The following is a 23,850-nucleotide window of genomic DNA, read 5'->3' as shown; positions in this document are numbered from 1 at the left end:
AAATCAGGCCTGCAACCAGCGTGTGAGATCGCGCTTCATGTCTTCGACCGACTCCAGCCCGATGGCCAGCCGGATCAGGCTGTCGCGGATGCCCGAGGCGTCGCGCGCTTCCTGCGAAATGCGGCCGTGCGTGGTCGTCGCCGGGTGGGTGATGGTGGTCTTGGTGTCGCCGAGGTTGGCGGTGATGGACAGCATGCGGGTAGCGTCGATCAGCTTCCACGCCTCTTCGCGGCCGCCCTTCACTTCGAAAGCCACCACCGCACCGCCGGTCTTCTGCTGGCGCATCGCGATCTCATGCTGCGGGTGCGACGGCAGGCCCGGATAGAACACGCGTGCCACCCAGGGCTGCGCCTCCAGCCAGCGCGCCAGTTCGAGCGCGTTGGCCGACTGCGCCTGCATCCGGATGGACAGCGTTTCCAGCCCCTTCAGGATGACCCAGGCGTTGAACGGCGACAGCGTCGGGCCGGCGGTGCGCAGGAAACGCAGCACCTCGTCCATCTCCGCCTTGCGCCCGCACACCGCGCCGCCGAGCACGCGGCCCTGGCCATCGAGGTATTTGGTCGCCGAGTGGATGACGATGTCGGCACCCAGTTCGATCGGCTTCTGCAGCGCCGGCGAACAGAAACAGTTGTCGACCGCCAGCAGCGCACCGGCCGCGTGCGCAACCTCGGCCACCGCAGCGATGTCGATCACTTCGGTCAGCGGGTTGGATGGCGTCTCGATGAAGAACAGTTTCGTGTTCGGCTGCACCGCGGCGCGGTAGGCCGCGATATTCGTCGCCTCGACCAGTGTGGTGCTGACGCCGAACTTCTCGAAATAGGTCGCGAACAGCTGCTGGGTCGACCCGAAGATGCCACGCGAGGCGATGATGTGGTCGCCGCTTTTAAGCAGCGCCATCAGCGTCGACAGGATGGCCGACATGCCCGAACTGGTGGCGATGCAGGCTTCGGCGCCTTCCAGCGCGGCCAGGCGGTCCTGGAACATCGTGACCGTCGGGTTGGTGAAGCGGGCGTAGACATTGCCCGGCGCATTGCCGGAAAAGCGGGCGGCGGCCTCGGCCGCCGTGTCGAACACGAAGCTCGAGGTCAGGAACAGGGCTTCGCCGTGTTCGCCGAACTGGCTGCGCTCGATGCCGGCGCGCACGGCGACGGTTTCGGGGTCGTACTGCGCCGGATCGAAGGGCGCGCGGTCTGTGCTGCTCATGATGTGCTCCATCCGGCCTCGCGGCCGGTCATGCGGAAGTTCGAGAACAAAGCGCGAGGCGGGAAAGGCATACGCAAAAACAAAAAACCCGTTCCGCCTCGGAGGCAAAACGGGTTTCCGCAGATACGTTCGTTTCGCCGCTTTAGCCGTATTTGTCCGGGGCCGCCCTCTTTCGACGACGGCCCCGCGCGCCCGCAAGCTGGATTCAAATCGGCGCGTAGTCGGGACATTAGCGCCCGGCCGCTGCAGACGTCAAGCGCCTGCAGCCATCAGGCGTTCTCTTCGGATGCCACCAGGTTCAGGTCGAGCTGGCCGCCGTCCTCGTCCGTCTGCTTGGGCGCGCCCTTGCGCTGGTTCTCGACACCGTCGAGATAGGCCGCGGTGACGTCGCCGGTGATGTAGCAGCCGTCGAAGCAGGAGGTTTCGAACTGGTCGATCGACGGGTTGCAGGCGGTGATCGAGGCCTTGAGCATGTCCAGCGTCTGGTAGATCAGTTCGTCGGCGCCGATGGCTTCACGGATTTCGTCGTCGGTGCGGTTCGAGGCGATCAGTTCATCGCGGGTCGGCATGTCGATGCCGTAGACGTTGGCGAACCGCACCGGGGGCGCCGCAGACGCGAAGTACACCTTGCGTGCGCCGGCTTCGCGCGCCATCAGCACGATTTCCTGGCTGGTGGTGCCGCGCACGATGGAGTCATCGACCAGCAGCACGTTCTTGCCTTTGAATTCCTGGGTGATCGCGTTGAGCTTCTGGCGCACCGACTTACGACGCACCGCCTGCCCCGGCATGATGAAGGTGCGGCCGATATAGCGGTTCTTCACGAAACCTTCGCGGTAGGGCACGTTCAGCACGCGCGCCAGTTCCATCGCCGACGGGCGGCTGGAGTCGGGAATCGGGATGACTGCGTCGATCTGCAGGTCGGCGTGATCACGCTGGATCTTCTGCGCCAGGAACTCACCCATCTTGACCCGCGACTCGTATACCGACACGCCGTCCATCAGCGAATCGGGGCGGGCCAGATAGACGTACTCGAACAGACAGGGCGCGTAGTTCGGGCGCTCGGCGCACTGTTGCGTCTTGATCGTGCCTTCCGGCGAAATGAGCACCGCCTCGCCCGGCGCGATGTCGCGCAGCAGCTTGAAGCCCAGCGTGTCGAGGGCGACGCTTTCCGAGGCCACCAGCCACTCCGTGCCGTTGGCAGTTTCATGGTTGCCGATCACCAGCGGACGGATGCCGTAGGGGTCGCGGAAAGCCAGCAGGCCGAAACCGGCAATCATCGCCACAACGGCGTAGGCACCGCGGCAGCGGCGGTGCACGCCGGCCACGGCGCGGAAGATGGTTTCGTGGTCGAAGGTCGGGCGCTCACGCAGCGCCTGCATCATCTCGTGCGCCAGCACATTGAGCAGCACTTCGGAATCGCTGGTGGTGTTGATGTGCCGCAGGTCGGTGCGGAACATGTCCAGCTTGAGCTCTTCCGAATTGGTCAGGTTGCCGTTGTGCGCCAGCATGATGCCGAACGGCGAATTCACGTAAAAGGGCTGCGCCTCGGCCGCGTTGTAGGCGGAGCCGGCGGTCGGGTAGCGCACATGGGCGATGCCCCAGTTGCCCTGCAGATTGCGCATGTTGCGCGTGCGGAACGCGTCGCGCACCAGGCCCGAGCCCTTGTGCATGTGGAACTTTGGCCCCTGCGCGGTGGCGATGCCCGCCGCGTCCTGGCCTCGGTGCTGCAGCACGAGCAGACCGTCGTACAGCAGCTGGTTAACGGGAGAGGTGGCAACGACGCCGAGTATTCCGCACATGATGGTCAGGCCTTAAAACGAATCTTTTTCGCCACGGATTCCGGCAGCCAGGGCTTCAACGCGATGGCCGCCGTCTCGAGCGGTGGCGTCAGCGCAGCCGACTTCCACCACGGCTGCTCCGGTGCCGGGGTGTAGGCCGCGCCGACGACGAGGAGCATCAGTATAAGTCCCGCGCGCGCCAGCCCGAACAACCCGCCCAGCACACGGTCCGGAATGTCCAGACCGGTGGCATGGATGAGCGAGCGCATGAGCCAGCGCAGCACGCCGCACAGCAGCAGTACAGCAATGAAGGTGAGGGCGAAACCGGCCACTGCAAGCAGGCCGGGGTCGGAAATGAGGCCGGTCAGCCACTGGGCGACGTCGCCGCCGAACTGACGGGCGGCGATGAAGGCGAGCACCCAGGCCGCCAGCGCGATCACTTCGCTTACCAGTCCGCGCATCAGCCCGATCGCCGTGGAGAAGACCACGATGCCGATCAGGCCGTAATCCAGAATCGTCATGAACGCGGCGCGATCATCGACCGCATGCCGGCCGCTTCGAGCTTGCGCTGCGCCGCCTCGGCAGCGGTGCGACTGGAGAAGGGACCGACCTTGACGCGGGTACGCGTCTGGCCGTCGGCCAGTTTCACGTCTTCGGTAAAACTGGCGAAGCCCAGTTCCTTGGCACGCGAGCGCAGCTTGGCCACATTGGCGGCGTCACTGAACACACCGAGCTGCAGCGCGAAGGACGTGCTCTGGCCGTCAAGCAAGGCGGCCGCGCGGGCGGCTTCGGTCGGCGTCGGTTCGGGCTTCGCCGCCGGTTTGACCGGCTCCGGCTTCGCTTCCGGTTTGGGCGCGGGCTTCGCGGGTTCGGCCGGCGGCGGCTTCGGCGCTTCGGGCTTCACCAACGGCGCCGGTTTGGGCGCCTCGTTCCGGCTGGCAGGCAGCGGCTCGGAATCGGGCGGTGCCGGCGGCGGGGCCGGTTCGGCCGAATCGGCATCGGGCTGTGCATCGCGCGCCGGCGACGCCAGCGGTGGTGCAGCGTCGCGCGGCGGAATGCGGACCGCGATGTCCTGCGCCGGCGGGCGCGGCTCGTGGTCCATCACGATGGGCAGCACGATGGCTGCGGTCAGCGCCAGCGCGATCGCGCCAAGAAGACGGCGGCGCGCACGCTTGCGAAGATCGGTCTGCAGATCTGAATCGGTGGAAGCCACTTCGGGGCGAGTCCTGCGGGTGGGGATCAGCCCTTGGCGGGCGGTGTGGCGGCGTCCGGCAGCGGCGGCCGCGGCGACTGCGCGTACTCGCGCATCACTTCGGCCACGGTCAGGAAGGATCCGAAAACCACGATTCTATCATCGCCCCCCACGCGCTCCCGGGTCGCCTGCCAGGCCTCGACCGGCGACGCAAAGCAAGCGACCGAGCCGGCGATGCCGCGTTCCGTGATCATCGCGGCGATGTCCGAGGCCGGCGTACCGCGCGGGCCGCCCAGATCGCACAGCATCCAGTGGTCGATGCGCCCCTTCAGGCGGTCGAGCACACCTCCGATGTCCTTGTCGCGCAACATGCCGAGAACCGCCCAGGTTTCCGGATAGAAGCCCATGCTCGAGAGGTTCTCGTTCAGCACCGACGCGGCGTGCGGGTTGTGCGCAACGTCGAAGATGACCGCCGGCCGTCCGGGCATGACCTGGAAGCGACCGGGCAGTTCGACGGTCGCCAGGCCGAGGCGGATGTCGCCGACGGTGACCGGCAGCCGGTCCGACATCGAATCGAGCGCAGTGATGACGGCAGACGCGTTCAGCAACTGGTTGGCACCGCGCAGCGCCGGATAGCCCAGACCGCCGCGCTTGACCAGGCGGTCGGGGTCGCGTCGCCAGTAGCCCCATTGCTGACGATCACCGCCAAAACCGAAGTCACGGCCGGAAATCTTCAGCACGGCGCCGATGGATTCGGCGTAGTCGATCACGGTCTGCGGCGGCACCGGGTCGCCGACGATGGCCGGGCGACCGGCGCGGAAGATGCCCGCCTTTTCGCGGCCGATCAGTTCGCGCGTATCGCCGAGGTATTCCATGTGATCCAGGTCGACGCTGGTGACGATGGCACAGTCGGCGTCGAAGGCATTCACCGCGTCCAGTCGGCCGCCGAGGCCGACTTCCATCACGATGACGTCGAGATTGGCGCGCTCGAACACCTGCCAGGCGCCCAGCGTGCCGAACTCGAAATAGGTCAGCGCGATGTCGCCACGCGCCTGCTCGACTTCAGCAAAGCCCTGGCACAGCGCTTCGTCACTGGCCGGCTCGCCGTTGATGCGCACGCGCTCGTTGTAGGCGAGCAGGTGCGGCGAGGTATAGGTGCCGACGCGGTAACCAGCGCAACGCAGGATGCGCTCCAGCATGGCGCAGGTAGAACCTTTGCCGTTGGTGCCGCCGACGATGAACACCGGCACCGTCTGCACCACGCCGAGCGCCTTCTTGACGCTGAGCACGCGATCCAGTCCGAGCTGGATCACCTTCGGGTGCAGGCTTTCGAGATGCTGCAGCCACTCGGGCAGGGTCGAATACATGAATGGGCTGGGCAGGCCGAAATCTGGGCGGACGCGGATATTAGGCGAAGCCGGCTCAGCTCGCCAGCGCCGGCATGCGCTGCAGCGCAGCCAGCAGCCCGGCGATGCGGTCCGGCATCTCGCGACGGTCGACGATCATGTCGACGGCGCCCTTCTCCAGCAGAAACTCGGCGCGCTGGAAACCTTCCGGCAGCTTCTCGCGCACCGTCTGCTCGATCACGCGCGGACCGGCGAAGCCGATCAGCGCGCCCGGCTCGGCGATCACCACGTCGCCCATGAAGGCGAAGCTGGCGGACACACCGCCCATGGTCGGATCGGTCAGCACGGAAATGAAAGGCAGGCGGTTCTGCGACAGTTGGGTCAGCGCGGCCGTGGTCTTGGCCATCTGCATCAGCGAGAACAGGCCTTCCTGCATCCGCGCGCCGCCGCTGGCTGCGATGCAGATGAAGGGCAGACGCTGCTCGACCGCCAGCCGCACGCCGCGCACGAAGCGCTCGCCGACGACTGAACCCATCGAGCCGCCGAGGAATTCAAATTCGAAACACGCCACGACCACCGGTACCGTCTTGATCGCGCCCTGCATGACGACCAGCGCGTCACCTTCACCGGTGTCGTCGGCCGCAGCATTGAGGCGGTCGGCGTAGCGCTTGCTGTCGCGGAACTTGAGCGGATCGACCGGCATGACTTCGTTGCCGATCTCGAACCGTCCTTCACGATCGAGCAGGCCGTCGAGGCGCGCCCGCGCGCGCATGCGCGAGTGGTGATTGCACTTCGGGCAGACGTTCTGGTTGGCCGCCAGGTCGGCGGTGTAGAGCACTGCCTCACAGGCCGGGCATTTCGACCACAGGCCCTCCGGCACCGACTTGCGGCCGGCCGCCTCGCTGCGGTTGATCTTCGGGGGAAGAAGTTTCTGCAACCAGCTCATGCCGTGACCTCCTGGCTGTCCATCGCCTGACGGATGCTGCCGACCAGCGCCTTGACGCGCGGCAGCACCTGGTCCGCCGGGCTGCCTTCGATTTCTTCGATGATGCGACTGCCGATGACGACACCGTCGGCCACGGCGGACAGGGCCTTCGCCGACGCACCGTCACGGATGCCGAAGCCGACGCCAACCGGCATGCCGACCGACTTGCGGATGGCCGGGATGCGCTTCGCCACCTCGCTCACGTCGATATGGCCGGCGCCGGTCACGCCCTTCAGCGACACGTAATAGATGTAGCCGCTGCCGATCTCGCCGACCGCCTGGATGCGCTTCTCGGTCGAGGTCGGCGCAACCAGGAAGATCACGTCCAGACCCAGCGCACGTATCTTGGCGGCAAAGTCATGCGATTCCTCCGGCGGATAGTCGACCACCAGCACGCCGTCGGCACCTGCTTTCGCAGCCGCCTCGGCAAAGGCATCCACACCCATCGCCTCGATCGGGTTCGCATAACCCATCAGCACCACCGGTGTGCGCGTGTCGGTGGTGCGGAACTCCGCCACCGCCGCGATCACGTTGCGCAGCGACACCTTCTTGAGCAGTGCGCGCTCGGAAGAGCGCTGGATGGTCGGGCCGTCGGCCATCGGGTCGGAAAACGGCACGCCGAGCTCGATGATGTCGGCGCCGGCATCGACCAGCGTGTGCATCAGCGGCACGGTCAGAGAAAGATCGGGATCACCCGCGGTGATGAAGGGAATCAGCGCCTTGCGGCCGGCCGATTCGAGTGAGGACAGGGTGGAAGCGATTCGGGACATGTATTGAAACCGCCGGCCGGACCGCTTGCGCGCCCCGACCGGCAACAGGTTGATCGGGAACGCGTCAGAACTTGATGCCGGATTTCTCGGCCACGGTGTGCATGTCCTTGTCGCCGCGACCGGACAGGTTCACCAGGATGGCTGCGTCCTTCGGCATCGTGGCCGCCAGCTTCATCGCGTAGGCGATCGCGTGCGACGACTCCAGCGCCGGAATGATGCCTTCGGTGCGGCACATGCGGTGGAAGGCTTCAAGTGCCTCGTCGTCGTTGATCGTCACGTACTCGGCGCGGCTGGTGTCCTTCAGCCATGCGTGCTCGGGGCCCACACCGGGGTAATCCAGACCGGCCGACACCGAGTGCGTTTCGATGATCTGGCCGTTCTCGTCCTGCAGCAGATAGGTACGGTTGCCGTGCAGCACGCCCGGACGACCGGCGGTGAGCGAGGCCGAGTGCTGGCCGCTGGCCAGACCGTGGCCGCCCGCCTCGACGCCGATCAGGCGCACGTCCGGGTAGGGAATGTAGGGATAGAAGATGCCCATCGCGTTGGAGCCGCCGCCGACGCAGGCGACCACGGCGTCCGGCTGACGCTGGATCATTTCCGGCATCTGCCACAGGCACTCTTCGCCGATGATCTTCTGGAAGTCGCGCACCATCATCGGGTAGGGATGCGGACCGGCGACCGTGCCGATGATGTAGAAGGTGTTGGCGACATTGGTGACCCAGTCGCGCATCGCCTCGTTCAGCGCGTCCTTCAGCGTCTTCGAGCCGCATTCAACCGGCACCACGGTGGCACCCAGCAGCTTCATGCGATACACGTTGGCGGCCTGACGCTTCACGTCCTCGCTGCCCATGTAGACAACGCACTCCATGCCCAGGCGGGCGGCGATGGTCGCGGTGGCAACGCCGTGCTGACCGGCGCCGGTTTCGGCGATCACGCGCGGCTTGCCCATGTGCTTGGCCACCATGGCCTGGCCGATCACGTTGTTGATCTTGTGCGCGCCGGTGTGGTTCAGGTCTTCGCGCTTGAGGTAGATCTGCGCGCCGCCGCAGTGGTCGGACAGGCGTCGGGCGTGATAGACCGGGCTCGGGCGTCCGACGTAGTGCTTCAGTTCGTATTCGTACTCGGCGCGGAAGGCCGGATCGTCCTTCAGCTTGTCGTACTCGACACGCAGTTCGTCGAGCGCGGCGATCAGGGTTTCGGCGACGAACACGCCACCGTAAGGACCGAAATGACCCAGAGCGTCCGGATAGTTGTAGGCCGAGGCAGATACCTCAGCCGGCAGATCTTGCTTCCCCATGCTCCACTCCTGATATGAACGCCGCCACTCTGGCGACGTCCTTGATGCCCTTGGCCGATTCCACGCCACTGCTCACATCGACCGCTGCCGGCCGGATGTTGCGGACCGCCTCGGCCACGTTGTCCGGATCGAGACCACCGGACAGGATGAGCGGCATCGGCAGCGACGGCGGGATAAGACTCCAGTCGAAGCGCTTTCCCGAACCACCCCATGCTTCCGACCAGGCGTCGAGCAGCAATGCCCGCGCGCCGCGGAAACGGTCTGCGCATTCTAGCAAATCCGTTTCCGGCCTCACCCGGACCGCTTTGATCCAGGGCAGGCCGAAGCGTTCGCAGTATTCGGCACTTTCGTCACCATGGAATTGCAGCAGATCGAGTGCGGCCTCACGGGCCGCCCGCTCGACCGCGGCCGCGTCCTCATTGACGAACAGGCCGACGCGAGTGACGAAGGGCGGCACCCGGCGCGCCAGTGCGGCCGCCCGCGCGACCGTCACCGCACGCGGGCTCGGCGGGTAGAGCACGAAGCCGACGGCGTCCACGCCGAGTGCCAGCGCACCGTCCAGATCGGCTTCGCGGGTGAAACCGCACACCTTGATGCGAGTCCTGCGCACGTTGATTTCCCGTTGATTCAGTCAGACGGGCCGACCGGCGGCAGGCGGAAGAGGCCCTCTGCCGGCAGACCCCAGTGCGCATCGTAGCCGACACCGACCAGATAGAGGCCGGCGGCGGCAAAGGTTGGCGCGGCCAGCCGGCGGTCGCGCTGCGCCAGCAGCGAGGCCATCCAGTCCGGTTCGCGCCGGGCACAGCCGATCTCCACCAGCGCACCGACGATGTTGCGCACCATGTGGTGAAGGAAGGCATTGGCGCTCAGATCGAAGGTGATCCAGTCACCGCGGCGCCGGATATCGAGTGCCGTCATCGTGCGCACCGGGCTCTTCGCCTGGCACTCGGACGAGCGGAAGGCGGAGAAGTCGTGTTCGCCGACCAGCACGGCAGCGGCCTCAGCCATGCGCGCCGCGTCGAGCGGGCGGTGGAACCAGCCGGCCAGCGAGGCGGCGATCGCCGGCCGCACCGGGTTGTTGTAGAGGCAGTAACGGTAGCTGCGTGCATGCGCTGAAAAGCGCGCGTTGAAATCGTCGGCCACCGGCTGCGCCCAGCGCACGGCGACGCCCTTCGGCAGCAGCGCATTGCAGCCGCGCACCCAGGCCGTGTCCGGCCGCTCGACGGCGGCATCGAAATGCACGACCTGGGCCGTCGCGTGCACGCCGGTGTCGGTGCGGCCGGAGGCCTGCACGCGCACCGGGTGGGCGGCGATGGCACCGAGTGCTGCCTCCAGCGCGTCCTGCACGGTCGGCCCGACCGGCTGCGACTGCCAGCCGCGAAAGCCGGCGCCGTCGTACTCGACCCCGAGTGCAATCCTCATCGGTTCACCCCAGCTTCACCCAGGTGACACAGGCAGCGAGCGCCAGCGCAATGGCCAGCGCGTCGGCAGCACGCAGCGGCGCGCAGGGCTCGACTGGCAGTGGCGCCAGTTCGGCCTCCGGCGGACGCAGCCAGCTGCGCCAGGCGCCACGTGCCGGCGGCTGTTCCAGGTCGCGCAGCACCAGTTGCAGGCGCAGCGCGAAGGTGTCTGGCCCCGGGCGTTCACACGACAGCGGATGCAGCAGCCGGTGCATCGCACCGGCCAGTTGCGGCAGCGTCATGCGGTCGAGCAGCACGGCCACGCAGGCGGCCATCGCCGCGAGATGCAGTGCGGCATGCGCAGCGGCGCGAAGACCTTCGATGGTCGGCCCGGCGGTGAAGTCGTCGATCAGCAAACGTCCGGGCGTGCCCAGCGAAAAGGTGATGGCAATGGCGAGGAACAGCCAGCGCAGGCGACGAAGCAAGTGCAGCGCACGGCGCGGCGCGAGCAGGCTTGCCGCCAGCAGGCTGCACGCCACCCAGATCCCGTGACGGGGAGATGCGGCACCCTGCCCGGCCAGCAGCCACACCAGCCAGATGGCGAGCAGCGTGGCACCGTGCAGCGACAGGAATTTCGCCGCCGGAACGCGCAGCGGCATCGGGGGCCTTTGCATGGACACCGTCGATGAAGAGAGGGCGCCGAGCATACCGCGCCCGGCGGCGGCTGCGCATCCGCGTCAGCGGCGCCGCATGCGCATCAAACGAAAAAGCCGGCACGAGGCCGGCTTTCCGTGGCGAAAGGCCGGCGGAACGCAGGGCGTCCCGGCCCGGCCGTCCGGGTCAGGCGAGGCGGCCGAGCATGTCGTTGGCCTGCGCCTGCTGTTCGGCCGTGCCTTCGCGCACGACCTCCTGCAGCAATTCACGCGCACCTTCCTTGTCACCCATCTCTTCGTAGGCGCGCGCCAGTTCGAGCTTGGTTTCGGCTTCCTCGGCCGCGGTCTGCGGCGGCTCCTCGCCGCCCAGCATGTCTTCCGGATTGATCACCGTCGACACTGCCGACGGCGGCAGTTCGTCGGCCGGCGGCGCGGCTTCGGCCAGGGCCTTGCCGACATCGCCCACGACGTCGGTCGCGAGCGTCGAAGGATCGGCGCCGAGGTCGAGATTGATGTCCGACAGATCGATCACCGGCTCGGCAGCCTGAGCCGGAACCGGCGCATCGGCCGCGTCGAAATTGAAATCGATCAGGTTGCCGATGTCGGTGCGCTCGAGATCGACCACCGCTGCGGCGTCCTCACCTCCTTCTGCCGCCGGCTCACTGGGCAGCGACAGGTCGAGATCGAAGGCGGGTGCGTCCTGCTGGGCCAGCGTCTCGGCGGTTTCGGCGACGTTCTTCTCCAGCACCAGCGTGCTCACGTCCTCGCCTTCCGGCTTGTCGGCCGTGAAGTCGAGACCGAGATCGAAGTCCAGCGACGATTCGCCTTCGGATTCCTCGCCCGGCTTGGTCAGCGTGGTCGCCACGCCGACGGTCGGCAGCTGCGGTGCAGCCTCCGCTGGCGGCACGTCGAGATCGAAGTCGAGACCGGCATCGGCCGGCGAAGCCGGCACATCGACATCGAGATCGGTGAGCACCGGCGGCGCATCCAGCGCCACGGTTGCCAGATTTTCGTCCGGGGCATCGCCGGAAACCAGCTGGCCGATGTCGCCCGGCAGCGTCCAGGTGTCGCGCATCTTGTCGGCACCGGCGACGACCACCGTGGCGGCCATGGCCGCCTGTGCGTCGCTGTCCGGCGCGGCTTCCGGTGAACCGCCATACAGCGGATTCGTCGGATCGACCGCACGACCCATCTGCGCGGCTTTTTCCCAGTCGGCGCCCTTGCCGCCGGTCTGCGCGTACAGCTCGGTCGCCAGCGTTTCGAACTGCTTAACCGACTTGCGCTGCGCGTAGATCTCGAGCAGCTTCAGATGAATGGCGTGCCGGCTTGGCTCGCTCTTCAATGCTTCGAGCAGGATTTCCTCGGCCTGGGCGTCGCGGCCATAAGCCATGTACACGTCCGCCTCTGCCACCGGATCAACACCCTCGTCGGCGTCGATCGACGACAGCGAGGACTGGCTGAAATCGGTCTGGATCGAACTGGCACTGGTATCGACGCTCTGGCCACCACCGGTTGCACCGATGATGGAGGTCGACACCGGCACCGCTTCCATGCCGGCCGTGGTCGACGGCGGCGCCACATCGGGCGCGGGCGCCTTGGCCTTGTACTTGCGGTAGCCGAGATAGCCGAGCAGCAGCACGAGGATGCCAGCGAGGCCGGCGAGCGTACCCGGATCGGACAGCAAGCCCGGTTCCTCGATCGCCGCTTCCGGTTCTTCGTCGGTCGCCGCCGGCGGTGCGGCCGGCGCTTCCTTCGGCGCCTCGGCAGCGGGGGCCGGGGTCGGAGCAGGCTCGGCCTTCGGCGCCTCGGCAGCGGGCTTCTCGTCCGCCAGCGCGATCAGGTCGGGAACCGGCTTGTCCCCCGCCTTCTCAGCGGGCGCTTCCGGCTTCTTGCTGTCGGCGCCGGCAATCAGGTCGGGCACCGGCTTCTCTTCGGCCTTGGGTGCCGGCGCAGGAGCGGGTGCCGGCGCAGGCGCAGGCACTGCTGCAGGCGGCGTCGCCGCCTTCTGCTGCGCTTCGGCCATCGGCGTGCTCTTCAGCTCCACCATCTTCTGCAATTCACGAACGTTGCGCTCGAGGTCGGCCAGACGGCTGTTGGCGTCCTTCAGCGCACGATCCTTGGCGATCACTTCCTCTTCGAGAGCACTGATCTTGCCGGTGTCGGCAGCGGACTTCGACACTCGCACCTGATCGGAGGCGGCAGCGGCGGCCGGTGCCTTGTCTTCGACCCGCGCCTCGATCTTGCCGCCGGAACTGCGGCCACCGGCATCGGCGGCCGACGACGGGGTCGCGACGCTGCCGGCCAGGCGGGCGCGGTAGGCGGCGAAATCTGCGGTCTGGGCAGCGACGATGCTGCGCGCCTCCTGCGGCGACACGGCTTCGGCGGCCGACTGATCGGGAATGCTGAGGATGCGGCCAGCGCGCAGGCGGTTCATGTTGCCGCCGTCGAATGCGTCCGGATTGGCGCGCACCAGCGCAACCAGCATCTGGTCGAGACTAACGCCGGACGGCGCATTTTCGGTGGCGATACGGCGCAGTGTGTCGCCGCGGCGCACTTCATACGTGCCATCGGCCGCCTGTGCGCGGGTCGGTGCAACGGCCGGCGCAGCAGCAACGGTCCTCGAAGCGCTGCTGCCGGGTACGGCCACCGGTTCGACCGGTGCCGGGCGCGGCATGTCGGCTGGATCGAGCAGGAAGGTGTACTCGCGGACGAGTCGACCGGAGGCCCAGTTCAACTCGATCAGCATGTCGAGATAGGGTTCGTTGACCACGCGGTCGCTGGTCACCACCAGCACCGGGCGGCCGCCACGCTTGTCAACAGCGATCCTGACACCGGCGAGGCTGGACGCGAACTCGACGCCGGCCTGCTTGAAGGCGCTCGGCGAGGCGAGTTTGGCGGACATCGAGGAAAGTTCGTCTGCGTTGGCGGCGAGTTCGACTTCGGCGCGCAGCGGCTGGCCGATTGCAGACTGGACGGTGAGTTTGCCGAGACCGGCTGCCCCGACGGACAGCGGCAACGCCGACAGCAGCGCGGTCAGCAGGCGGATCGAATGTTTTTTATCGCTATGACGCACCGCGTTTTCCTCGCGCGCTAAAACCCAAATCTCAAAATAACATCATGGTCTTAGCCCTGCAAGCTAAACAGTCGCTTTATGTTGCGAAACTGTCTGTTACGACACGCTGCTTGCGGTGAAGCAGCGTGCCGGGTGCTACATCAGGCTTCGACCAGGATACGCAGCATGCGGCGCAGCGGTTCTGCCGCCCCCCACAGCAGCTGGTCGCCGCAGGTGAAGGCACCGAGATAGTCCGACCCCATGTTGAGCTTGCGTACGCGACCGACCGGAATGGTCAGCGAACCGCTGACCGCTGCCGGCGTCAGGTCACGCATGCTGTCCTCGCGATGATTGGGCACGAACTTCACCCAGGCGTTGGCTTCGCGGATCATGCTTTCGATCTCGTCCAACGGCACATCGCGCTTCAACTTGATGGTCAGCGCCTGCGAATGGCAGCGCATCGCGCCAACACGGACACAGATGCCATCGATCGGCGTGAGCTCGGCGCCGCTGCGGCCGAGGATCTTGTTGGTTTCGGCCTGGCCCTTCCACTCTTCCTTGCTCTGGCCGCTGTCCAGTTCCTTGTCGATGTAGGGGATCAGCGAGCCGGCCAGCGGCACACCGAAGTTCGCCTTCGGGAAATCGGCGCTGCGCAGGCTGTCGGTGACAGCGCGGTCGATGTCGAGAATGGCCGAGGCGTTGTCCTTCAGCATCGGTGCCGCCACGTTGTGCAAGGTGCCCATCTGGCTCAGCAGTTCGCGCATGTTCTGCGCACCGGCGCCCGACGCCGCCTGATAGGTCATGGCGCTCATCCACTCGACCAGACCGGCCGAGAACAGCGCGCCGACACCCATCAGCATCAGGCTGACCGTGCAGTTGCCGCCGATGTAGTCCTTCACGCCGCGCGCCAGACCGTCCTTGATCACGCCCATATTTACCGGGTCGAGAATGATGATGGCGTCGTCCTTCATGCGCAGCGCCGAGGCGGCGTCGATCCAGTAGCCCTTCCAGCCGGCGGCGCGCAGCTTCGGATACACCTCGTTGGTGTAGTCGCCGCCCTGGCAGGTGATGATGGCGTCCATCTTCGCCAGCTGGGCGACGTCGGTCGCATCCAGCAGCGGCACGCTGCCCTGGCCCACGTCCGGGCCGGCGGCGCCGACGCTGGACGTCGTGAAGAACACCGGTTCGACCAGTGCGAAATCGTTTTCCTCGCGCATGCGCTGCATGAGCACCGAGCCCACCATGCCGCGCCAACCCACCATACCGAGCTTCAACATGTCCGTTTCCTTGTCCGTCCGTTACAGGGCCGCGAGTACCGCGTCGCCCATCTGCTTCGTTCCGACCCGGGTCGTGCCCGGTTCGAAGATGTCGCCAGTGCGGTAGCCCTGGGCCAGCACCTTGCGTACCGCATTCTCGATGCGCACGGCCGCGGCTTCGTCGCCGAAGCTGTAGCGCAGCATCATCGCCGCCGACAGGATGGTGGCCAGCGGATTGGCCACGCCCTGGCCGGCGATGTCCGGCGCCGAACCGTGACTGGGCTCATACAGGCCCTTGTTGTTGGCGTCCAGCGAGGCCGACGGCAGCATGCCGATCGAGCCGGTGAGCATCGAGGCCTCGTCCGACAGGATGTCGCCGAACATGTTGCCGGTCACCACCACGTCGAACTGCTTGGGCGCCTTCACCAGCTGCATCGCGGCGTTGTCGACCAGCATGTGGCTCAGTTCGACGTCCGGATAGTCCTTGGCCATGTCCGAAATGACTTCGCGCCACAGCTGGGTGCACTCGAGCACGTTCATCTTGTCGACCGAACAGAGCTTCTTGCCACGCTTGCGTGCCGCCTGGAAGGCGACCCGGCCGATGCGGCGGATCTCCTCTTCAGCGTAGATCATGGTGTTCCAGCCCACGCGCTGTTCGCCCCATGGGGTATCACGCACTTCGATGCCGCGCGGCTGGCCGAAGTAGATGTCACCGGTCAGTTCGCGCACGATCAGGATGTCCAGGCCGGACACGATTTCCGGCTTCAGCGACGAGGCGTTGGCCAGTTCCGGGTACAGGATGGCCGGGCGCAGATTGGCGAACACACCCAGTTCGGCGCGGATGCGCAGCAGACCGCGTTCCGGGCGCTGTTCGCGCGGCAGCGTGTCCCACTTCGGACCGCCGACAGCGCCGAGCAGGATGGCGTCGGCTTCGCGCGCCAGCTTCGAGGTCGCGTCCGGATAGGGGTCGCCGGTGGCGTCCACTGCGCCGCCGCCGAGCAGCGCGTGCTCGAATTCGATCTTCAGGCCGTCGGTACGCAGCGCTTCCAGCACGCGCAGTGCTTCGGCAGTGATTTCAGGGCCGATGCCGTCGCCGGCGAGAACACAGACTTTCACGGATTGCTCCAGTAGGAATCAGGCAAACAGCCAGGGCTGTTCGATGCGGCGACGCGCTTCGAACTCGCGGATCTTGTCGGCCTGGCGCAGGGTCAGGCCGATGTCGTCGAAACCGTTGATCAGGCAGTACTTGCGGAAGGCATCGACGTCGAACTTGATTGCGTGGCCGTCCGGGCGCACCACCACCTGCTTGTCGAGGTCGATGTGCAGGCGGTAGCCCGGCGTGCCTGCGCACTGCAGGAACAGCTGCTCGACTTCCTTCTCCGGCAGACGGATCGGCAGCAGGCCGTTCTTGAAGCAGTTGCTGTAGAAGATGTCGGCGAAGGTGGTGCCGATGATGGCGCGGAAACCGTAGTCCTCGATCGCCCACGGCGCGTGCTCGCGCGACGAGCCACAGCCGAAGTTTTCGCGCACCAGCAACACGCTGGCGCCCTTGTAACGCGGCTGGTTCAGCACGAAGTCCGGATTCAGCGGACGCTTCGAGTGGTCCTGACCCGGCTGGCCGACATCGAGATAGCGCCATTCGTCGAACAGCGTGGGGCCGAAGCCCGAACGCTTGATCGACTTCAGGTACTGCTTCGGAATGATGGCGTCGGTGTCGACGTTGGCGCGGTCCAGCGGCGCGACCAGGCCGTCGAGGATGGTGAATGCTTTCATGACTGTCCTTGGTTCGCCGCTTACTTTGCGGACTTCTCGATGGCCTCGCCACCCTTCTTGATGTCCTTGCCGATGCCTTCGACGGTGTTGCAGCCGGCCAGCATCAGGGTCATCGCGCTCAGGATCACGGCAATCAGCTTCATGTTCTGCTTTTCCTCGATCAGACAGTCATTCAGACAATTTCACGCACATCGGCGAAGCGGCCGGCGATCGCCGCCGCCGCCGCCATCTGCGGGCTGACCAGATGGGTGCGCCCGCCCGCACCCTGCCGCCCTTCGAAATTGCGGTTCGAGGTCGAGGCGCAGCGCTCGCCCGGCTCCAGCCGGTCGGCGTTCATCGCCAGGCACATCGAACAGCCAGGCTCGCGCCATTCAAAGCCGGCGGCCTTGAACACCTTGTCCAGCCCCTCGGCTTCGGCTTGCGCCTTGACCAGACCGGAACCCGGCACCACCAGCGCCAGCTTCACGTTGTCGGCGACGCGACGACCCTCGATCACGCGCGCCGCGGCGCGCAGATCCTCGATGCGCGAATTGGTACAGGAGCCGATGAACACCTTGTCGATGCGGATCTGGTCGATCGGCGTGCGCGGCGTCAGGCCCATGTACTGCAGCGCACGGGCCACGCCTTCGCGTTTGACCGGATCGGCGAAATCTTCCGGCGCCGGCACCTGGCCACGCACGTCGGTCACCATTTCCGGCGAGGTGCCCCAGGTCACCTGCGGCAGTATCTTGCGGGCATCGATATCGACCACGCGGTCGAACTGCGCGCCGTCGTCAGACTTCAGCGTGCGCCAGTACTCGACCGCACGGTCCCACTGATCGCCGCGCGGCGAGAACGGCCGTCCGCGCAGGTAGTCGATCGTGGTGTCATCGACCGCCACCATGCCGGCGCGGGCGCCGCCCTCGATCGCCATATTGCACAGGGTCATGCGGCCTTCCATCGACAGGCCGCGGATGGCCGAGCCACCGAACTCGATCGCGTAGCCGGTGCCGCCGGCAGTGCCGATGACGCCGATGAAGTACAGCGCGATGTCCTTGGCGCTGACGCCCTTGCCCAGCTCGCCTTCGACGCGGATGAGCATGGACTTCGACTTCTTCTGCAGCAGGCACTGCGTCGCCATCACGTGCTCGACTTCGGAGGTGCCGATGCCGTGCGCAAGACAGCCGAAAGCGCCGTGGGTCGAGGTGTGCGAGTCGCCGCAGACGACGGTCATGCCGGGCAGCGTGGCGCCGTTCTCCGGGCCGATCACATGCACGATGCCCTGGCGCTTGTCGCGGAAGGGGAAATAGGCCAAGGCGCCGAAGGCGCGGATGTTGTCGTCCAGCGTTTCGACCTGGGCACGCGAGGTCGGGTCGGCAATGCCCTGCTCCGAGCGGTCGGTCGGCACATTGTGGTCGGCCGTCGCGACGATGGAATCGACGCGCCAGGGCTTGCGATTGGCCAGTCGCAGACCTTCGAAGGCCTGCGGGCTGGTGACTTCATGCACCAGGTGACGGTCGATGTAGAGCAGTGCGGTACCGTCATCTTCGGTATGCACCACATGACTGGACCACAGCTTGTCGTAAAGCGTTTGCGCCATTGCAACGATTCCGGCTGATCAGCGAAACCGGGGATTATAACCTTGCGGCGCAGCATCCAGCCGGCAGCGATCAGCCGCTCCTGACCACTTCACCCGGCGGCCACATGCGCGCCAGCAGCAGACATCCGGCCAGCGCGAACACCGAACTGAGCACGAAGGCCCAGCCGCCGCCGAGCGGCGCCCACATCCAGCCGCTGATCAGCCCGCCAACCATGCCGCCGGCACCGAAGGACACGCTGCCGTAGAGCGCCTGCGCCCGACCCTGCTGGCGGGCGTCGAACCACTGGTTCAGCGCCGCCACCGAGCTGGCGTGGAAAGCGCCGAAAGTCAGGCCGTGCAGCAACTGGGCCGCCAGCAGCCAGGGAAGAGAATCGACCAGCCAACCTATCATCGCGAAGCGCAGCACGGCAGCGGCCAGTGCCGCCAGCAGCATGGCGCGCAGCGTGAAGCGGCGCATCAGCGAAGGCATCCACAGGAAGACGGCGATCTCCGCCAGCACGCCGAGCGTCCACAAGGCGCCGATCAGGCTCTTGCTGTAACCGTGCTCGTCGAGATGGATGGAATAGAAGACGTATAGCGCACCGTGCGCACAGCTCATGAAGAACGCGGCACCGAACAGCCCGGCCACCGGACGGCGGCGCAGGATGTCGCGCAGCCCTTCGGTGGCGCGCGGACGGTCGGCGTGTTCCGGCGCCTCCGGCAAGCTGAAGGCGAACAGGCAGATGCCGCCCAGTATCAGGCTGCAGGCCCACAGCACAGCGCGCAGTCCGGTGCGGTCCAGCATCTCGCCCAGCGCCAGTACGGTGATGACGAAGCCGATCGAGCCCCAGACGCGGATGGCGCCATAACGCGCCACCTTCGATCTCAGATGCTCCAGCGTAAGCGCCTCGACCAGCGGCAGCGATGCGCTCCAGAAGAAGGACATCAGCGCCATCGCGACGAACACGCCAACGAACTGTTCGGTACTGAAGAAGATCAGGAAGCCGGCCAGGCTGGCCGCGCCGGCACCACGGATGATGGGTGTGCGCGCGCCGATGCGGTCCGCCAGCCAACCCCACATGCCAGGTGCGACGATGCGCATCACCTGCATCAGCGACATGACGATGGCGATGTCGGCGGCGGAAAAGCCGATCGAGGACAGGTAGAGCCCGAAATACGGAGAGAAGGCGCCGACGAAGGCGAAATAGAAGAGGTAGTAGGCGGACAGTCGCCAGTAGGGGAGCGGCATCGGGCGAAGTGTACCGCAGCCGGCAGCGCGGCCGGCGGCGATTCAGCGCGTGCCGTGGCGCAGCTGTATCACCCCTTCGCCGACGCGCTGCGCGACCAGTTCGGACTGTATGCCCTCGCTGTAACTGACGATGTCGTAGCCGGCGTAGCCGCCAGCGCGCGCCAGCTGCTCGGCACGCCGGCGGAACACCATGCGCGCCTCGCCCTCGCCGCCCGGCCGCGTGCGCATCTTCTTCATGCCGAGGTAGTAGGTGTCCTCGGACAGCTGCGCCTCTTCGATGGTCCAGTTCGGTGCCATCGGATCGAGCACGATGTAGGCGAGATAGGCGGCACCGGCAAAGTAAATGAGCTTTTCCGGCGTCGTCGTGTAGCCCGGCGTCAAGCGCAGCTTGGTGTCCGGAATGACGGAACTGCTCGCGCTCGGCAGTGTGCGGTCGAGCGACGAACAGGCCGCCGCCAGCGTGGCGGCGATCAATGCTGCGGACAGGCGCGCCGTCATGATCAGGCTCCGATGAAGTTGAACAGCGACAGGCCGGACACCTTCAGGAAGGATTGCTGAGCCGCCTGCAGATAAGCCTGCTGCTGCGTGAGCTTGCTCAGCGCCTCGGTGTAGTTCAGGTCGCGCAGGGTCGACAGCGAGGACTCGAACTGCAGATTCACCTCTTCGCCCAGCGAATCGAGCGCCGCCAGCTCGGAGCTGCGAGCGCCGATACGCGCGCGCGTGGTCAGCAGATTGTCGGTTGACTGATCGATGTTCGAGATCGCCGAGCCGATCGCGTTGCTCACCTTGGCCAGCGCGTTCGCGTCGCCGGAGGCCGGCTGTTCGAGCGCGAGAATCACGTCGCCGATGGTTTCGAACACGCTCTGCGACGTGCTGATCTGCAGCGCCACGCGGTCGCCGTCGGCGGGGGCGCCGGTCATCGAGAAACGGGCGCCGAAATTGAAGGGCGGCTCGGAACCGCCGTTCGAACGCAAGTTGATCACGTCGCCCGGCAGGAAGGTCCGCGGCAGCGGAGCGCCGCCCGGCGCGGCACCGGTGAGCAGAGAATTGCCGCTCGCATTGTCGATGATGTCATAGGTGGTCGTGCCGCCGGACACCGCGAACACGACTTCGAAGTCACCCGAGTTGGCCGGATCGTTCCACGCGCTCATGTCGGTGACGCTGCCCGCATCGAGCACGGCCGTACCGCGGTTCGCCGGATCCGGCGTCAGCGAGAAATTGCCGTTGCCCGAGGGCACGCGCATGAACACATTGGCGCCGGAATCGCTGATCGCGAGGCGCCGGTTGCTGCCGACCTGCGCCTCACGCTGGCCGTCGTCACCGGCGTAGCTCACACCGGCCTCGACGCTACCCGAGAAGGGCTGGGTCGTGCTCTTGTAGCCGCTGAACAGGTAATCGCCGAAGGCGTCGCGCGAGTTCGCGATACCCATCATTTCGGAGAACATCGCGCGGATGTCGGTGGCAATCGCCTTGCGGTCGGAATCGGCCAGCGTCGCGCTGCGCGACTGGATCAGGCGCTCGCGGATGGTCGCCAGGATGTCGCCGGCGGTGGCGATCTGCGATTCGGCGAAACCGAGTGCGCTGCTGGCGTCGCGACGGTTGATCGCGAACTGGTCGTTCATCGACTTCGATTGCTCGACTTCGAGCGCCCGCGCGGACGCCACCGGATCGTCGGAGGGCGCCAGCACGCGGCGGCCGGTGGACAACTGCTGCTGCAACCTGAACAGGTCGCCGCTCTGACGCACGAGGCCGGAGGTACCGGTTTCGTAGATGGTGTTGGTTGAAACGCGCATTACAACTCTCCTCAGCCGCCCAGTTGCAGCACGGTGTCAAACAGCCGACTGGCGATCTCAATCATTTTGCCGGACGCCTGGTATGCCTGTTGATAACGGAGCAGATTGGCCGCCTCTTCATCCAGATTGACGCCCGACAGCGACTGCTGCGACTCGGTGACACGCGACAGCAGCACGTCCTGTGCCTTCTGGTTCACCTGGATTTCGCGTGCCTGCGAACCGATCTCGGCAACCATCTGCGCGTAGGCCCCCTGGAAGCCGGTGGTACCGCCGGCCAGCGTGTCCGCGTCCTGCAGCGCGGCCAGCGCCAGCAGGTTGCGGTTGTCGCCCTGACCGCTGGCATTGGCCTGTATGGTAAAGGTGTCACCGTCACGGGGAATCCCCGACAGCTGGAAGGTGAAGCCGCCTTGACCGGAAAAGGTGAAGCTTGCGCCGGCGGAATCGGTGGCCGGGTTGTAGGCGATGGTGCCGCCCGGCCCACCGGTCACGTTGAACACATTGGTCGCGGCGTCGAAGGTCAGCGTGATCGGACCGCCCAGCGGCAGCCCTGTGGTCGAGGTGACGGTACCGGCACTGATTGCGCCAGTGCCGGCGTTGCTCAGACTGGCCGCGGTGCTGATCGGCATCGCCACCGCCAGCATGCGCGGGTCCGACAGCAGCGTGCGGATATCCGAGGCGCCATTGCGCGTCGGCTGGATCAGGAAGCTGTCGCCGGCGGCCAGCGTGGTAGCACCCGAATCCAGCGTGAAGCCCTGCGGGCTGCCGGCAGGCGGCAGACCGCCCAGCGTCGCCGCGGTCCAGCTCACGTTGTCGGACAGGCGGGTGAGCGTGTAGTTGGCGCCGTCGTAGCGCAGACGGTAGTCGCTGGTGGTCAGTTCAGACGAATCGTTGATCGTCACGTTGACCTGTGCTGCCGCGACCGTGTCGTTGGTGCTTGCCGGCAGCGCGCTGCCGGACAGGGTGTTGAAGAAGGCCGTGCCCAGCGCACCGTTCAGGTCCTGGCCGAGCAGGTGCTGCGCGTTGAACTGCTCCGCCATGCCGATGGCGACGCGACCGAGCGCGTTCTGCGCCTCGTCCAGCGTTTCGCGGCGGAAGGCCAGCAGGCCACCGAGCTTGCCGCCGCTGAGCGAGGACTCCTGCATGCGCAGCACGGTGCCGCCGGGGGCCGTGTAGGTGACTTCGGTACGGCTGGCGTCCTCGACCGACGGTCCGGCAGTCAGCTGGAAGGCGCTGCCGCCGACGACCACCGGCTGGCCGTTGCCGATGAAAAGATTGATCGAGCCATCGCTCTGCTGCAACTGGGTCACACGCACCAGGTCATTCAGCTGGCTGATCAGCCGCTCGCGCATGTCGAGCATGTCGTTGGCCAGACGGGTCGGCCCGGTGCTCGCCTCGGCCACGGCAATCTGGTTGTTGTAGCGGGCGATCTGCGTGGCGAGCTGGTTGATTTCCTCGACCGTGCCCGAGATCTCGCCATTGAGACCTGTGCGAACCTCGTCCAGTCGCAGATCGAGCGCATTGAAGCGTGCGGTCATGGCCTGTGCGGCCGAAATGACCGACTGACGGGCGGCGAGCGAGGTGGGCGAGGCAGTCACGCTCTGCAGCGCGTCGAAGAAGCCGGACATCGCCGGCGACATGCCCGCGTCAGCGTCGGCAAGCAGGTTGTCGAGGGCGCCGATCTGGTCGGCGTAGGCGTTGTACTCGGCGCTCTGCGTACGCGCCTCCATCACCTGGGCCGTCAGGAACTGGCTGTAGATGCGGCGCACGGTTTCGATCCTGGCGCCTTGGCCGAAAAAGCCGGCGCCGGTCTGCTGCGGATCGTTGGTGCCGAAGATGACTTCCTGCCGGGTGTACCCGGTGGTCGCCGCATTCGAAATATTGTGACCGGTCGTGACCAGTGCGGCCTGCGCCGCATTCAGTCCGGAGATGCCGATGCTGTAGAGCTGCGTTCCCATGATGTGCCGTCTCGTCAGAGTGCTTGGGACACATCAAAGCAAGAGCTTTGCCAGCTCCGTTTTATGGGCGTCACACTGGGCTGGAACAATGTCGGGGATGGTCACTCCCGCTCATCGCATATCGGCCACGGACGTGGCTTTCAAGACATCGGCCGGACGCGTCGAGGTGGTCCGGCGGGCACACCGGCTGACACCGCTCGAACGCGCGGTGCTGATAGTCGCCGACGGGCGGCAGGATTTTGCCGGCCTGCTTGCCGCTCTCGGCCGGGCGGCCAGCGGCGACACGGATGCGGCGGCCGCGTTGACCAGGCTGATCGAACTCGGACTGCTCGACATCGAGCGCCCGGCGCCGGTCGCCTCCACCGGGCGGAAGTCGCTGGCGCTGGCCCGCCTCTACCTGATCGAAAGTGTGGAGCGCGCCTTGCGCGGACAGACCGACGCGCTGAAGCCGCTATTGCGCGACGCCACCGACGAGGCGGGCGTGCGCCGTGCGTTGCTGGCCTGCGAGAAGGCGCTTCTGGACGCCGGTGCGGCCCGTCAGGCCAGCCTGATCCGAGCGCGCTGTCTGGAGCTGCTGCCGTGAGCGGCGG

Annotated in this window: 22 protein-coding genes; 1 reads left to right on the top strand and 21 read right to left on the bottom strand. The window is 66.5% G+C overall.

Annotated elements, in window-relative coordinates; genetic code table 11:
• Nucleotides 1-3: 3 nt before the first annotated feature.
• The 21 genes from METFAM1_RS0119880 to flgK all read right to left on the bottom strand — a co-directional run bounded on the left by METFAM1_RS0119880 (nt 4) and on the right by flgK (nt 23,260).
• Nucleotides 4-1,215: an O-succinylhomoserine sulfhydrylase gene (locus tag METFAM1_RS0119880; protein ID WP_019917337.1), complete on the bottom strand. Its 1,212-nt coding sequence runs from the start codon at nt 1,213-1,215 to the stop codon at nt 4-6.
• 257 nt (nt 1,216-1,472) lie between these two features.
• A complete protein-coding gene (gene purF / locus METFAM1_RS0119875; protein WP_019917336.1) occupies nt 1,473-3,002 on the bottom strand; it encodes an amidophosphoribosyltransferase in 1,530 nt (509 codons plus the stop codon).
• A gap of 5 nt (nt 3,003-3,007) precedes the next feature.
• Complete coding sequence (locus METFAM1_RS0119870; RefSeq protein WP_019917335.1) at nt 3,008-3,502, bottom strand: CvpA family protein; 495 nt, start codon at nt 3,500-3,502, stop codon at nt 3,008-3,010.
• Entirely contained in the window at nt 3,499-4,194 is a 696-nt protein-coding gene (locus METFAM1_RS21360; RefSeq protein WP_019917334.1) for an SPOR domain-containing protein, read from the bottom strand. The genes METFAM1_RS0119870 and METFAM1_RS21360 overlap by 4 nt, the downstream gene beginning before the upstream one ends.
• A gap of 26 nt (nt 4,195-4,220) precedes the next feature.
• Complete coding sequence (gene folC / locus METFAM1_RS0119860) at nt 4,221-5,540, bottom strand: bifunctional tetrahydrofolate synthase/dihydrofolate synthase (RefSeq protein ID WP_019917333.1); 1,320 nt, start codon at nt 5,538-5,540, stop codon at nt 4,221-4,223.
• A gap of 55 nt (nt 5,541-5,595) precedes the next feature.
• Complete coding sequence (gene accD, locus METFAM1_RS0119855; RefSeq protein ID WP_019917332.1) at nt 5,596-6,465, bottom strand: acetyl-CoA carboxylase, carboxyltransferase subunit beta; 870 nt, start codon at nt 6,463-6,465, stop codon at nt 5,596-5,598.
• Nucleotides 6,462-7,274 (bottom strand): tryptophan synthase subunit alpha, encoded by an 813-nt coding sequence (gene trpA / locus METFAM1_RS0119850; protein WP_019917331.1) that lies wholly within the window; start codon nt 7,272-7,274, stop codon nt 6,462-6,464. Before trpA ends, accD begins: the two co-directional genes overlap by 4 nt.
• A 64-nt stretch (nt 7,275-7,338) precedes the next feature.
• The gene (gene trpB / locus METFAM1_RS0119845) at nt 7,339-8,571 is read right to left on the bottom strand and encodes a tryptophan synthase subunit beta (RefSeq protein ID WP_019917330.1); all 1,233 of its coding nucleotides are present in this window, start codon (nt 8,569-8,571) and stop codon (nt 7,339-7,341) included.
• Nucleotides 8,546-9,160, bottom strand: coding sequence for a phosphoribosylanthranilate isomerase (locus tag METFAM1_RS0119840; protein ID WP_019917326.1), 615 nt, complete (start codon nt 9,158-9,160; stop codon nt 8,546-8,548). Before METFAM1_RS0119840 ends, trpB begins: the two co-directional genes overlap by 26 nt.
• Nucleotides 9,161-9,198: 38 nt before the next feature.
• Entirely contained in the window at nt 9,199-9,993 is a 795-nt protein-coding gene (truA, locus tag METFAM1_RS0119835) for a tRNA pseudouridine(38-40) synthase TruA (protein WP_019917325.1), read from the bottom strand.
• A 4-nt stretch (nt 9,994-9,997) separates the two neighbouring features.
• Entirely contained in the window at nt 9,998-10,630 is a 633-nt protein-coding gene (locus tag METFAM1_RS0119830) for a hypothetical protein (protein WP_019917324.1), read from the bottom strand.
• Between the two features lie 181 nt (nt 10,631-10,811).
• Nucleotides 10,812-13,697 carry a motility hub landmark protein FimV gene (locus tag METFAM1_RS0119825; protein ID WP_019917323.1) on the bottom strand — a complete coding sequence of 962 codons (2,886 nt, stop codon included), beginning with the start codon at nt 13,695-13,697 and terminating at the stop codon, nt 10,812-10,814.
• A 140-nt stretch (nt 13,698-13,837) separates the two neighbouring features.
• On the bottom strand, nt 13,838-14,953 hold the full coding sequence (gene asd, locus METFAM1_RS0119820) for an aspartate-semialdehyde dehydrogenase (protein ID WP_019917322.1): 1,116 nt from the start codon (nt 14,951-14,953) through the stop codon (nt 13,838-13,840).
• A 21-nt stretch (nt 14,954-14,974) separates the two neighbouring features.
• Nucleotides 14,975-16,048, bottom strand: a complete 1,074-nt coding sequence (gene leuB, locus METFAM1_RS0119815) for a 3-isopropylmalate dehydrogenase (RefSeq protein ID WP_019917321.1) — start codon at nt 16,046-16,048, stop codon at nt 14,975-14,977.
• 18 nt (nt 16,049-16,066) lie between these two features.
• Nucleotides 16,067-16,705: a 3-isopropylmalate dehydratase small subunit gene (gene leuD / locus METFAM1_RS0119810; protein WP_019917320.1), complete on the bottom strand. Its 639-nt coding sequence runs from the start codon at nt 16,703-16,705 to the stop codon at nt 16,067-16,069.
• Between the two features lie 20 nt (nt 16,706-16,725).
• A complete protein-coding gene (locus METFAM1_RS0119805; protein ID WP_019917319.1) occupies nt 16,726-16,848 on the bottom strand; it encodes an entericidin A/B family lipoprotein in 123 nt (40 codons plus the stop codon).
• Between the two features lie 29 nt (nt 16,849-16,877).
• Nucleotides 16,878-18,284 (bottom strand): 3-isopropylmalate dehydratase large subunit, encoded by a 1,407-nt coding sequence (leuC, locus tag METFAM1_RS0119800; RefSeq protein ID WP_019917318.1) that lies wholly within the window; start codon nt 18,282-18,284, stop codon nt 16,878-16,880.
• Between the two features lie 70 nt (nt 18,285-18,354).
• Nucleotides 18,355-19,512, bottom strand: coding sequence for an MFS transporter (locus METFAM1_RS0119795; protein WP_019917317.1), 1,158 nt, complete (start codon nt 19,510-19,512; stop codon nt 18,355-18,357).
• 42 nt (nt 19,513-19,554) lie between these two features.
• Nucleotides 19,555-20,010 (bottom strand): hypothetical protein, encoded by a 456-nt coding sequence (locus METFAM1_RS0119790; RefSeq protein ID WP_019917316.1) that lies wholly within the window; start codon nt 20,008-20,010, stop codon nt 19,555-19,557.
• Nucleotides 20,011-20,012: 2 nt separating this feature from the next.
• Entirely contained in the window at nt 20,013-21,305 is a 1,293-nt protein-coding gene (gene flgL, locus METFAM1_RS0119785; RefSeq protein WP_019917314.1) for a flagellar hook-associated protein FlgL, read from the bottom strand.
• Between the two features lie 11 nt (nt 21,306-21,316).
• A complete protein-coding gene (flgK, locus tag METFAM1_RS0119780; protein WP_019917312.1) occupies nt 21,317-23,260 on the bottom strand; it encodes a flagellar hook-associated protein FlgK in 1,944 nt (647 codons plus the stop codon).
• Between the two features lie 133 nt (nt 23,261-23,393).
• On the opposite strand from flgK, the gene METFAM1_RS0119775 reads away from it, so the two are divergent.
• A complete protein-coding gene (locus METFAM1_RS0119775; RefSeq protein WP_019917311.1) occupies nt 23,394-23,843 on the top strand; it encodes a hypothetical protein in 450 nt (149 codons plus the stop codon).
• Nucleotides 23,844-23,850 lie beyond the last annotated feature (7 nt).

The organism is Methyloversatilis discipulorum, assembly GCF_000527135.1.
GTDB classification, from domain to species: domain Bacteria; phylum Pseudomonadota; class Gammaproteobacteria; order Burkholderiales; family Rhodocyclaceae; genus Methyloversatilis; species Methyloversatilis discipulorum.
The sequence above is the reverse complement of the archived record's forward strand: the minus strand, read 5'-3'. Positions and strand labels throughout refer to the sequence as shown.